The sequence below is a fragment of the Nocardiopsis coralli genome (assembly GCF_014892575.1).
Lineage (GTDB): Bacteria > Actinomycetota > Actinomycetes > Streptosporangiales > Streptosporangiaceae > Nocardiopsis > Nocardiopsis coralli.
Map to the genome: position 1 here is coordinate 1 of NZ_JADBGI010000017.1, position 12,350 is coordinate 12,350.

General features: G+C 65.3%; 7 protein-coding genes. 6 read left to right on the top strand and 1 reads right to left on the bottom strand.

Annotated features, from left to right (window positions below):
* Nucleotides 1-74: 74 nt before the first annotated feature.
* Entirely contained in the window at nt 75-4,472 is a 4,398-nt protein-coding gene (locus IDM40_RS18690) for a tetratricopeptide repeat protein (RefSeq protein WP_193123318.1), read from the top strand.
* Between the two features lie 770 nt (nt 4,473-5,242).
* Nucleotides 5,243-6,121 carry an SDR family NAD(P)-dependent oxidoreductase gene (locus IDM40_RS18695; RefSeq protein ID WP_193123319.1) on the top strand — a complete coding sequence of 293 codons (879 nt, stop codon included), beginning with the start codon at nt 5,243-5,245 and terminating at the stop codon, nt 6,119-6,121.
* 548 nt (nt 6,122-6,669) lie between these two features.
* Here the strand turns inward: IDM40_RS18695 and IDM40_RS18700 are convergent.
* A complete protein-coding gene (locus IDM40_RS18700) occupies nt 6,670-7,419 on the bottom strand; it encodes a hypothetical protein (RefSeq protein ID WP_193123320.1) in 750 nt (249 codons plus the stop codon).
* A gap of 1,331 nt (nt 7,420-8,750) precedes the next feature.
* Here IDM40_RS18700 and IDM40_RS18705 point away from each other — a divergent pair.
* From IDM40_RS18705 to IDM40_RS18720, 4 genes are all read left to right on the top strand, one after another.
* The gene (locus IDM40_RS18705; RefSeq protein ID WP_193123321.1) at nt 8,751-9,017 is read left to right on the top strand and encodes a GntR family transcriptional regulator; all 267 of its coding nucleotides are present in this window, start codon (nt 8,751-8,753) and stop codon (nt 9,015-9,017) included.
* Nucleotides 9,018-9,267: 250 nt separating this feature from the next.
* Nucleotides 9,268-9,522, top strand: a complete 255-nt coding sequence (locus IDM40_RS18710; protein ID WP_193123322.1) for a winged helix-turn-helix domain-containing protein — start codon at nt 9,268-9,270, stop codon at nt 9,520-9,522.
* An 832-nt stretch (nt 9,523-10,354) separates the two neighbouring features.
* Nucleotides 10,355-11,482 (top strand): OmpA family protein, encoded by a 1,128-nt coding sequence (locus tag IDM40_RS18715; RefSeq protein ID WP_193123323.1) that lies wholly within the window; start codon nt 10,355-10,357, stop codon nt 11,480-11,482.
* A gap of 11 nt (nt 11,483-11,493) precedes the next feature.
* Entirely contained in the window at nt 11,494-12,063 is a 570-nt protein-coding gene (locus IDM40_RS18720) for a hypothetical protein (RefSeq protein WP_193123324.1), read from the top strand.
* The last annotated feature ends 287 nt before the right edge of the window (nt 12,064-12,350 follow it).

Below are 12,350 nucleotides of genomic sequence, written 5' to 3' on the forward strand. Positions count from 1 at the left end.
CGCCCCACGAGGTCGACTGGCCTGTGCGCGTCGGCGCCGTGCCCGGTCCGGCACTGCACTTCCGTCCCCGTGAGATGACCGGAGAGCTCGAGCGAACGCTCGGGCAATCCGGAACGGTGGTGCTCCGCCAGGTGCTCTCCGGAACCGGCGGGGTCGGAAAAACCCAGCTCGCAGCCCACTACGCGCGTACACTCACACAGGTCACCGACCCCGAACACCGGGTGGACGTGCTGGTGTGGGCCGAAGCCTCCAGCGCCGAACGCATCACGACCGCGTATGCACAAGCGGCGCGATTCCTCTTCCCTCAGGTCCCCGACGACCCAAAGGAAGCCGCGAAGCTCTTCCTGACCTGGCTGGGCGACCCGAACAAACACCAGGGCCGCCGGTGGCTCGTGGTCTGGGACGACCTCACCGACCCCGCCAAGGTCGATGACCTCTGGCCACCCGCCGACCAACCCAACGGTCGGGTACTGGTGACCACTCGAAGGCGCGACCACGGGTTGTCGGTACAGGGCCGAGAACGTATCGACATCGACGTCTACAGTCCGGAAGAGGCCAGGGCTTTCCTCGCGCACGCCCTGGTCGAGGCCGGTATCCCCCACACCGACGAGCACGTGGACGATCTCGCCGAAGCGTTGGGGTATTTGCCGTTGGCGCTGAACCAGGCGGTCAGCTACATGGTCGATCGCCGGTTGAACGCGCCTGCCTATCTCGAGCTCTTCCACGACCGGATGACGAGTCTCCATGACGTCTTCCCGGACTGGGAGAGCCAGGCCCGGCTCGCCACGACCTGGGAACTCTCACTCGAGCAAGCTGACAGCTATGGCCCGAAGGGGGTTGCGCTCCCACTGATGGGGATCATCGCGCTCCTGGACGGGACCGGCATCCCCGAAGACGTGCTGGCCTCGGAACCTGTCGTCAGATGGGTGGACCCTTCACCACCTGCGGCCCCGGCCAAGAAGAGCCTCAGCCAGAAACTCACGAACGCCATGCGTGGCCGTACTGGCGCTCCAGATCCCCTGCCCCAACCGAGCATCGGCGCCCATCAAGTGCGCGGAGCTCTGGCCAATCTCGAACGATTGAGCCTGATCTCCCGCACCAGCCGTGGGAACAGCCAGCATGATCCAGCTGAGCCGAGGACAGATGCCTCAGTCGTGCGCTGCCATCAGCTCGTACAGCGCGCAACGCGCGAACACCATCTCACCCGGCCGAGTTACGAGGCCGTGCGCTTCACGGCTGACGCCCTGATGGATGTCTGGCCCGCAGTTGAACGCGACAGCTTCCTGGCCCAGCAACTCCGTGACAACGCTCGGTCGCTTCGCAGTCATTCCGCCTCCGACGGGCGTGGCGAGCGCTGGCTGTGGGAGCCCAATGGCCATGCCCTCTTGTTCCGAGCGGGGCGAAGTCTGGGCGAAACTGGCCGTGCCGCAGAAGCCGTCCGCTACTGGTCTGAAATGCACTCACTTTCCGATCAGGTTCTCGGACCTCACCACAGCGACACACTCACTACCCGCCACAACCTCGCCAATTCGCACGGCGAAGTCGGCCAACACAGCAAAGCCCTCACCCTTCACGAAGAACTCCTGACCGACCGCACCCGCATCCTCGGCCCCGACCACCCCGAAACACTCGCTACCAGGGCAAATATCGCCCTCTGGCTCGTCGAAACCGACCAACACAACAAAGCCCTCACCTGCCTCGAACAACTCCTCTCCGACTGCACCCGCATCCTCGGCCCCGACCACCCCGACACACTCACCACCCGCCACAACCTCGCTAGCTGCTACGGAGACGCCGGCGACCATGAGAAAGCCCTCACCTGCCTCGAACAACTCCTCTCCGACTGCACCCGCATCCTCGGCCCCGACCACCCCGAAACACTCACCACCCGCCACAACCTCGCTAGCTGCTACGGAGACGCCGGCGACCATGAGAAAGCCCTCACCTTCCTCGAACAACTCCTCACCGACTGCATCCGCATCCTCGGCCCCGACCACCCCAAACCCCTCACCAACAGAGCAAACATCGCCAGCTGCTACGGCGAGGCCGGCGATCTCAACCAAGCAATCACCCTTTACGAAGAACTCCTCACCGACTGCACCCGCATCCTCGGCCCCGACCACCCCGACACACTCACCACCCGCCACAACCTCGCTAGCTGCTACGGAGACGCCGGCGACCATGAGAACGCCCTCACCTTCCTCGAACAACTCCTCACCGACTGCATCCGCATCCTCGGCCCCGACCACCCCAAGACCCTCACCAACAGAGCAAACATCGCCAGCTGCTACGGCGAGGCCGGCGATCTCAACAAAGCAATCACCCTTTACGAAGAACTCCTCACCGACTGCACCCGCATCCTCGGCCCCGACCACCCCAAAACCCTCACCAACCGAGCAAGCATCGCCAGCTGCTACGGCGAGGCCGGTGATCTCAACAAAGCAATCACCCTTCACGAAGAACTCCTCACCGACTGCACCCGCATCCTCGGCCCCGACCACCCCAAAACCCTCACCAACCGAGCAAGCATCGCCAGCTGCTACGGCGAGGCCGGTGATCTCAACAAAGCAATCACCCTTCACGAAGAACTCCTCACCGACTGCACCCGCATCCTCGGCCCCGACCACCCCAAAACCCTCACCAACCGAGCAAGCATCGCCAGCTGCTACGGCGAGGCCGGTGATCTCAACAAAGCAATCACCCTTTACGAAGAACTCCTGATCGACCGCATCCGCATCCTCGGCCCCGACCACCCCAAAACCCTCACCAACAGAGCAAGCATCGCCAGCTGCTACGGCGAGGCCGGCGATCTCAACAAAGCAATCACCCTCTACGAAGAACTCCTCATCGACTACACCCGCATCCTCGGCCCCGACCCCCCCAAAACCCTCACCAACAGAGCAAGCATCGCCAGCTGCTACGGCGAGGCCGGCGATCTCAACAAAGCACTCACCCTCCTCGAACAACTCCTCACCGACTACACCCGCATCCTCGGCCCCGACCCCCCCAAAACCCTCACCAACAGAGCAAGCATCGCCAGCTGCTACGGCGAGGCCGGCGATCTCAACAAAGCACTCACCCTCCTCGAACAACTCCTCACCGACTACACCCACATCCTCGGCCCCAACCACCCCGAAACACTCCGCATCCGCAACAACCTCGCCCACTCCTACGGCAAGGCCGGTGATCTCAACAAAGCAATCACTCTCCTCGAACAACTCCTCACCGACTACACCCACATCCTCGGCCCCAACCACCCCGACACACTCCGCATCCGCAACAACCTCGCCCACTCCTACGGCAAGGCCGGTGATCTCAACAAAGCAATCACTCTCCTCGAACACCTCCTCACCGACTACACCCACATCCTCGGCCCCAACCACCTCCACACCCTCCGCATCCGCAGTAATCTCGCCTCCTTTCTCGGAGAAACCGGACAACACAACAAAGCCATCACCCTCTTCGAGCAACTCCTCAAGGACCAAACCCACACCCTCGGACCCAACCACCCCCACATCCTCACCACCCGCAACAATCTCGCCTTCTGGCTCGGCGAAGCCGACCGCCTCGACAAAGCCATCGCCCTCAATAAAAAACTTCTTACCGACCAAACACGGATCCTAGGCCCCCATCACCCCGACACGCTCAACACCAGGGCAAATATAGCCCGCTGGCTCGGAGAAACCGGCCAACACAACAAAGCCCTCACCCTCTTCGAGGAGCTCCTCACCGACTACACCCACACCCTCGGACCCAATCACCCCGGCACCCTCCGAACTCGCAGCAATCTCGCCCACTCCTGCAGCGAGGCCGGTGACCACAACAAAGCCCTCACCCTCTTCGAGCAACTCCTCACCGACTACACCCGCATCTTCGGCCCCCACCATCCAGAAACACTCCGCATCCGCAATAATTTCGCCCTCTGCCTCGGCGAAACCGACCACCAAAACAAATCCATTAACCTCTACGAAGAACTCCTGACCGACCAAACCCGGATCCTAGGCCCCCATCACCCCGACACGCTCATCACCCGCAACAATCTCGCCTTCCGACTCGGCCAACACAAAAGAGCCATCATCCTTTTCGAGGATCTCCTGGCCGACCAGACCCACATCCTAGGGCCCAACCATCCTGACACCCTCCTCACTAGGGCGAACATTGCCGGCTGGTTCGGGGAATCCGGACAACAGGGCAAAGCTATTTCCCTCTGCGAAGAACTACTCAACGACTACGCCCGCACACTCGGACGCGAACACCCCCGCACCCTCACCACCCGAAGAGAAATTGCTATCTGGACCTTCGAATCCGGCGATACCACCCGAGCCGTCGAACTATTGAGGGGCCTGTTGAGGGACAAAAGAGTATTTCTAGGTGCCCATCATCCTGATGTTCAGGACTCAGAAGAAATTCTTCAAGAATGGCTCGATGAGTGGGATAGACAGAACTCGGGCGAAAACCCTGAGCAGGACTGACGCCCACGCGGAAAGGGGCTCCGCGGTTTTCCCCGCAGTGGCGCCTCAGGTCCGGCTCCCCCGTATGAGGCATGGCCTCCGGGGGTACACGCTCATCCGTTCCCTACGCTCGCTCCCGGGCCGGGGATCCACCGGATCCACCTGTTTACCCCGGTTGCTCCGCCCGCTCTGTGCCTGCCCTTCAGCTCCGAGAAGCCCGAGAGATCCGAGGGACAGGATGAGACCCGCTCATTCCCAGGTCGGGGCTCCGGTGGTTGACGTGGGACCGCACCCTTCGCACTCCGCCGTTGAGTGAGCCGGGGGTTGGCCGATCGAGCGTGGCCGGGCGTGATGCACCGCCCAAATGCACCGGCCGCGGCTACGCCCCGGGGTTGAACGCGCCTGACCAGGTACGCCCCCGGGGAGGCGTGGGCTCTAACCCGGTCGAGACGCTGTGGGCACAACGGAAGTTCCGAGGATCCATAAGGCCCCCGAACCGGTCGTTCCGGTCGTTTTACCCCGGAGCTTGCAGGCGTCGGCCGTCGGTCGTCGGTCGTCGCCCGTTAGCCATTGGGCCCGTTGGCCGGCCGCGCGTCTGGCGGTCAGATCGACGGCGTTCGAGCGCACTTGTCGGTGCCGCTCGTCCGGTCTCTTCGAGAGCCTGGCCTGGTCAGCGATCCGGTCGGAGCCGTCCGGCCCCGACCAGAGCCGTCCGTGCCGACCGGAGCCGTCCGGAGCCGTCCTGACCCAACCGGCACGGACCGGATCAGACCCGAAAAGAGGGGTGCACCATGTCGTGGCCTAAAGGACAGGCAGCGTTCGTCACCGGGGCAGCATCGGGGCTGGGCCTGGGCATCGCCCGGGCTCTCGTGGCCGCCGGAGCCAAGGTGGCGCTGGTCGACATCGACGAGGAGCGGGTAAACGCCGCCGCCGACGAGCTGAGGGCCAAGGGCGGAACCGTCACCACGGTCGTGTTCGACATCAGCGACCCGGCTCTCTGGAAGCAGGCCGCCGACCAGGCCGAAGAGGCGCTGGGCCCGATCTCCATCCTCTGCAACAACGCCGGCGTGAGCGGCACCGCAGCGTTCGAGAACACCCCGTACGAGACGTGGCGCTGGGTGCACAGCATCAACCTCGACGCCCAGTATCTGGGTGTCGACACCTTCCTCCCCCGCTTCAAGAAGCACGGCGGCCGGGCGCACATCATGAGCACCTCGTCCATGGCCGGGATCGTGCCCATGAAGAACACCAGCGCGTACACGTCGTCCAAGTTCGCGAGTATCGGTTTCAACATGGTCCTGCGCGAGGAGCTCGACGAGACGGAGATCGGGGTCTCCGTGCTCTGTCCGGGCACGGTCGCGACCCGCATCGTCCAGAACGACGGAGCACTGCAGAAGAAGATGCTCGGCCGCGAGGTCGACGCCGAGTCGATCGTGCGCAACGCTGCTCAGCTCGCTGGTGGCGCGGGCCCGGACAAGGTCGGCGAGCAGGTCGTCGAGGCCATGCGGAACGATCAGTTCTGGATCGTCACCCACCGCGAATGGCTCCCGGTCGTGCAGCAGGTGCACGCGGAGACCGAACAGGCGTTCACCGAGTTCGACGGCCGCCATGGCGAAGATCCCACCGCCGTCGCCATGCTCGATGGGGGCTTCTCGGTGGCCGGCAAGTAGCGGGTCCGGTTCCGCCTTCAGTTGGAAATCCGGTGCCGCGCGCTCCGTTGATCCTCTGTCGCACCGATCGAGAGGGCCCCGAAGTTATATAGACACCAGTCATGCTGATGCGCAGGTCTGTGTGAATCTGCGCGAAAACTGTTCTATATAGGTTCGAGGCGCAGGGCCCACCGGAATCAGGTTAAGGCCCGGACCGGAATCGCACTGTCCGTCCGCACAGAAAGAGGCTCCGCGGCTTTCGCCGCGGAGCCCTTCTCCCCCACAATATGGCTCTGTGTCCAGGTACCCCCGGGCCTGTTTCCTGAGACAGGCCCGGGGGCCCTGGAGTCCCGGTTCACTTCCAGTGTCTGCTCGGCGTCACCTGAACATGAACCGGGGGTTTGTGGGCCGGTCGACCGTGTCACCTCGTGACCTGTGGTCTTCCGGCCTCATTCTCTTGTGGTCATGCTGTCTTGCGGGTCATGCGATCCTGCTTGGCCCTGCTGGTGCTGCTGGTACTGCGGGTCCTGCTGCTTCGCGGTGGCCGGTACCGCAGGGCTTCATCCCCCTCAATCCACCCTGCGGCCCGGACTCGGTCGTCCAAGGCCCGCCCCCTCCACGGGCCGCGGCACCGACCTCCACCACGGTTCGGGCATTGCCGAACCTACCTCCATTGCCTGGAGGAGCTGCCGCCATTCTACACCGGCTTTCTCGAGGTGGCGTCCGCTTTCCACGAGCTTTCCCGGCGAGGAACCCATCCTGAGGTTCTCGGACAGGGCGTCGTACCGTTTTGTCACGAACTGACGCCCTTCCTCGTCTTCGGCCCCCAGGACGTTCCACGAGAATGGCGGTTCCTCCCCCGCCCGGAGACGTTGGTCCAGTCGGCCGAACAGCAGATCGGCCAACATGATGAGTTGGACCTCGTTCCCCGGAAGGGGCGGTGTCAGAAGCATACTGCTGATCACACTGGCGATGGAACCCACCGAGGGCTCCTCCCCCTGGCACACGCAGAGCGTTTCTTGCTCTTTGGAGAATTCAGCGCCATCCAGCCCCATGTGCAACCCCCGATGGTGTATCAGCAGCGCACACCCGGGCTCGGGGCACGCCTCGACTTCCTGCTCTTCAGAACGAAATCCCAGGTCAGACCGGTTGATCGAGCCGACCGGGAGGCCGGACGCCGGATCGGACAAAGGGGAAGAACTCAGACCTTCCCGGAACCGAGTTCTGGGTTGTGGCTCACCCGTTTCGGCGTTGGTGGCTTTCCACCACGAACCCTTATGGGCGATTTCTGATGGGTTATCGAGTTCGTCATCAGGCACGGATCAGACCCCCAGACCCGGCGAAAAAATTTTCTGAGAGGCCCCGATCGAGGGCTCAGGAGGCCTTCCAGACCCCCGTTCGGCGGTGTTGGGGACCCCGGAAGCGGGGGTCCGGCCCCCGATCGCGGGGCCCGAGCACCGGTCCGCGGGGACCAGAGACCGGCCCGGAGGCACCGGAGATCGCCCCGGAGAGGCCGAGGTTCGACCCGGAAGGACCGAAAGGGCCGAAGGGGCCGAAGGCAAGCTCGAGCGTCGGCTCGAGGGGGCCGTCGGCCAGGTCTCGTCGCCCGAAGGCCGGACCTCAGGGGACAAAGGGCGGATCTCGGGCGCCGACTCGAGCTCCGGCGCGAGATCCGACCCAGCCCCCGGGCCATGTATCGGTTTGATCACGGATGCGGGCGTCGACTCAGCCCCGGGCTCGGACGTAGTCCGGCACTCGGGCGCGGACCTGGACTCGGAGGCTGCCCCGGACTCGGACACGAGCCCGGGGTCGAGCATCGAGCTGAGCCCGCATCCGGGACGACGGACTCCAGGCTTACCCCCGGAGCCCCTTCCGGCCGCCGCTCGACGATGCTTACCTCCGGACCCAATCACCGTGGCGGTGGGATCGACCCCGGTCCCGGTCCCGACTTCGACCCCGGAACCGGGTCCGGATGCGGCGCCGGGTCCGACCTCGGCCCCACCTTCGGAGGAGGGAGCGGTCGCGGACGCAGGTGCGCCCGGGCCGGCTGCGAGGGCAGCGGGGGCAACGGAGAGGACGCGGCGAGCGGGAGACACGTGCGACAGGTCCGACGCGTACCTGCGCACCCGGCGCGATCGCTGTCGACGCTCCTCCCGTCCCCAGTTGAGGGAGCCGAGCGAGTGGAGTGAGCTCAGCTGCCTGAGGGTGCTCAGCGGGTTCGGCAGGATCGAGGGGTTCCGCGGACTCAGAGAGCTCACTGAGCTGAGGGAGCCGAAGGCGCCGAGCGGGTGGAACGAGTTGAGGAGTTTCAGGGGTTCGGGGGTCCGGACCAGCGGCTGAGCGGGGGCCCGTTCCGGGGTCGAGCTCGCCTCACAGGGAGGAGGTGGAGGCGGAGGCTGGAGCGTAGACGGAGGCGGACTGAGGTTGGGGACAGGTGCCAACACACGTTCGGGTGGCACCGCAAGTACGCTTTTCATGTCGATCTGCCCTTACAGGTCGGCCATGGCCCCGGGGCGTGCTGCTACACGTCGCCGGGGTCCTTGCGTTCATCGGTTGCTCTGATCGTACTTCACTCTTACCTACCCGTACATAGACTTCTTGATACTGACCCACTGGGAACTGTTGACCCTCACTCAGCCATGCTCTGGACATGGACTTGCCGAGTGGCTACGGGCCTGACACGGAAATCGACGACGAGGGCATGGACCCGGTGTGGAAGCAGCTTGCTGCGATCCTCCTGGCCCGCATCGAGGCCGAGGTCTACCCGGCGGGTAGAGCCATCCCTTCACTCACACAGCTGCTGCAGGAGTTCGGGGTCTCCAGAGGAACGGTGCTGAAGGCAACCGGATACCTGGAAGATGCCGGGCTCCTGAGAGCCGTGCAGGGGCGCGGAGTGTTCGTTCTCCCGAAGCAGTGACCGCAGTACCTCCCGAGCGGGGGCGCTGCACTCCGGGGGTCGGTGTTCGCGGGGGCGTATCGACGACTGGGGTGACGACGTTCGACATGACAAGCGGCTCCGTTCGCTTGTCCCGGGCCCGGGGGTGCCGGTGGCACCTCCGGGCTCCTGCTTGAGGGGCTGTAGGGGGCTCACGTTACCTCAACTTGTATGCCTTGTTGGCAACATTGCCCATATGTTCTCTGTTCCAAACGTTCTTAACGTGTCCGCCATGGATGTTGACCGCTTCGACCCGACCCCCATCTACAAGCAGGTGGCCACGGCGCTCCGTGACCGGATCAAGTCAGGGGAGCTCAAGCCGAGAGATCCGATCCCGTCCGAGTCGAAGATGGTCGCCGACTACGACGTCGCCAGAGACACGGCCCGCAGAGCGATCGCACTCCTTCGCTCCGAGGGCTGGGTCGTGACACTGCCGCAGCGGGGCACCTTCGTCTCCGACTCCCCCGGTACGCCGCCGAGCAGCTGACCCGGACCCGGAATGTTCCGGGGGCCGTCCCGAAAAGCGTCCCGCGGGCTGCTCCTGAGGGCCTTCCGGCCCCGGTCTGCAATCCCGCTCCGGGTTCGATCCTGGGCTCCGTGCCGAGTTCCGTCGCGGGTTCTCCGCCGCGTTCCGCACCGGGCTCTTTTCGGGCTTCCGTTCCGACCCCAGAGCACGAGCCGGAACCAGCTCCGAGGTCGGAACCAGCTCCGAGGGCGGAGCCGGCCCCGATCCAGATCCCGACACCGGTTCCGAGCCCGGGTCGCGTCCCGCCACACCTGATCCCCGTTCCTTCCACAATCCGCATTCGTTTCCACGGACCCCGCCCGGGCCTACGGGTGGGGTCCGTTGTCGTGGGGTTGGGTCCTGCAGTTCCGCCTTCGTGGCCTTCGTGGCCTTCACGGTCTCCGTAGCCTCCGTGGGCTTCGTGGGTTCCGAGACCTTCGGGGCCTTCGGGGCCTTCGAGGCTCGTCCGGCCGCGCTGGCCTCGTTCGATCTCTGGGGGTTTACGCACCATCACACTGTGTCCACACTTCTTTCTGCCCCGGTCAAGGCGGGATCCACACCATCGAACTCCTGGTCGGACGGGCAGAAACGCGGCCCGGGGCGGTGGCCGTGCGGTGGACGTCGGGATTTTGCGAACTCCGAGCGGGAACTCATCCGACACCGCACGCATCGGAGCTAACCAAGAAGGACAAGAAGCCAACGTCGACCAGCAAGCTAGAAACACTGTGTTGGGTTCGGCGTGGCTCGTCGAGATGACTGACGGCCGAATGCGGACCCCTGACCCCCGGTCCGTCCTCGACACCGAGTGGGAGACATGGACACCAACGAAGAACACACGCCCCCTGGAACCCTCCCCCTGCGTCTGCTCGCCCTCGGCAGCGCGTTCGTGCTCCTCACAGCCGGCTGCGGGCTCGTCGGAGACAACTCCGAAAACCCCGGCGAGGGCGGAGACGACGGCGGAGAGGAGGCCGCAGGGAACGGCGAGGGCGGCTCCGAGCTTCCCGTCAGCTCGACCACCACTTCCTCCGAGTACGGACCGGACCTGGAGATCGAGGTTCGGGCACTCGAGACCGTCGGGGACGGGATCCTGCGCCTGACCGTAGGCGTGGGCAACCACGGCCACGACGACATCGGAAGTTTCCGGGTCCTGGAGAACAAGGACATCGGCGACAAGGACATCTCCGGTATCAGCCTCCTGGATCCCTCCACCGAACTACAGCACCTGCCATTCACCCTGTCCTCCGACGGCACATGCCACTGCGGCGGCCTGGAGGACGGCGTCGAGGCCGGCACGTTCGAAGAGGCATGGGTGACCTTTCCCGCGCCCGAAGGCGGGGCCGAGTCCCTCACGGTGCTGACCCCCACCACGGCGCCCTTCCCCGCGGTCCCCGTGTCCGAGGGCGAAGAGATCCAGGACCCGGGCTTGGAGGAGCCGGTGCTCCTCGAACTGCGCGACATCTCCGACGAGATGGTCGGGGACGGGCCGGAGAACGAGGACGGCTCCGAAGGCTCGGACGAGGACTCCGATGGAGGCAACGGCGACGGCGGCGACCGCGACGGTTCCGACGGGCTGGAGCGCAACGAGACCGACGACGAGATCAGCTACGACATCTCTTCGGACGTCCTGTTCGCCACCAACAGCAGCAACCTCGGCGACGACGCCGAACAGACCCTGGAACAGGTCGCCCAGGACATCGACGACGCCGGGATCGAGACCGTGCACATCGACGGCCACACCGACGACACCGGCAACGACGGGGTCAACGAACCGCTGTCACAGGACCGCGCCGACGCGGTCGAGGACCTGCTCGACGAGCTCGTGGACAGCAGCGGCGTCGATTACGAGTCCGAGGGGCACGGGTCCGCCGACCCCGTCTCCGACAACGACACCGACGAAGGCCGCGCGGAGAACCGCCGCGTAACCATCACCCTGGACAAGTGAGGACACCAGCGATGAGCACGCAACAGACCCCCCGCCAAGAATCCGTGCAGGGTCCGCGCCCCACCCGCACGCTCGTCCTGGGCACGGCCGCGGCCCTGGCCCTGGCCCTCGTACCCGTCAGCGCCGGGGCCACCGAATCGGACGCGCCCTCCTCCGCCGACCTGGAGGTCTTGGGCAGCTCCGAGGGGACCGGCGAGGACACCGCAGACATGGTCGCGGAGGTCAACGAAGTCTCCCGCCACCCCTCCGGCGGTTTCGTGAGCGTGGTCTACAGCATCTCCAACAACGGGACCGACGGCGTGCACATGGGAACGACGCTCGACTCGGACGGCGACTACAGCAGCTCTGCCCTCGCCGGGGTCACCCTGGCCGACCAGGGCGGAGCGACCCGCTACCACCCCTTGATGAACGCCGAGACCGAATGCATCTGCACGGTGACGCACGGGAACTCGGCCGAGAACCGGATCGACCCCAACGAGACCTACACCTACTGGGCGCTCTACAAGGTTCCCGACGAGGTGGAGAGCGTGGACGTGGAGATCCCCGAGTTCGGCGAGATCACCGACGTGGCGATGGGCTGAGTCGGGTGGAGCGCGCGCCCGAGAGCCCCGGTGCCCGGGCGCGCAGGCTCCCCCACCCCGTGTCGCGCTGCGCCCCCGGGCGGGCGCGCAGTGAACGCGGGCCCGGTCGTTCCGCCGTCCGGGGCGGCACGTGAGCCCGCCGGTACGGGATCGGGGAGCCCCTCCGAAAACTCCGAACGCGCGCTGCATCGGAGAGACAAGCGGGGAAGAGCGGCGAAAGACCGTCAGCGCACCGAACACGGAGAACAGCCCCGACGGGCCCATGAACCCCGGTCCGTCCCCGATAC

What these genes read in the sequence shown, in the direction of transcription:
- IDM40_RS18690 (WP_193123318.1), top strand. Translation starts at nt 75, where the DNA reads ATGACCGGAGAGCTCGAGCGAACGCTCGGGCAATCCGGAACGGTGGTG.
- IDM40_RS18695 (WP_193123319.1), top strand. Translation starts at nt 5,243, where the DNA reads ATGTCGTGGCCTAAAGGACAGGCAGCGTTCGTCACCGGGGCAGCATCG.
- IDM40_RS18705 (WP_193123321.1), top strand. Translation starts at nt 8,751, where the DNA reads ATGGACTTGCCGAGTGGCTACGGGCCTGACACGGAAATCGACGACGAG.
- IDM40_RS18710 (WP_193123322.1), top strand. Translation starts at nt 9,268, where the DNA reads ATGGATGTTGACCGCTTCGACCCGACCCCCATCTACAAGCAGGTGGCC.
- IDM40_RS18715 (WP_193123323.1), top strand. Translation starts at nt 10,355, where the DNA reads ATGGACACCAACGAAGAACACACGCCCCCTGGAACCCTCCCCCTGCGT.
- IDM40_RS18720 (WP_193123324.1), top strand. Translation starts at nt 11,494, where the DNA reads ATGAGCACGCAACAGACCCCCCGCCAAGAATCCGTGCAGGGTCCGCGC.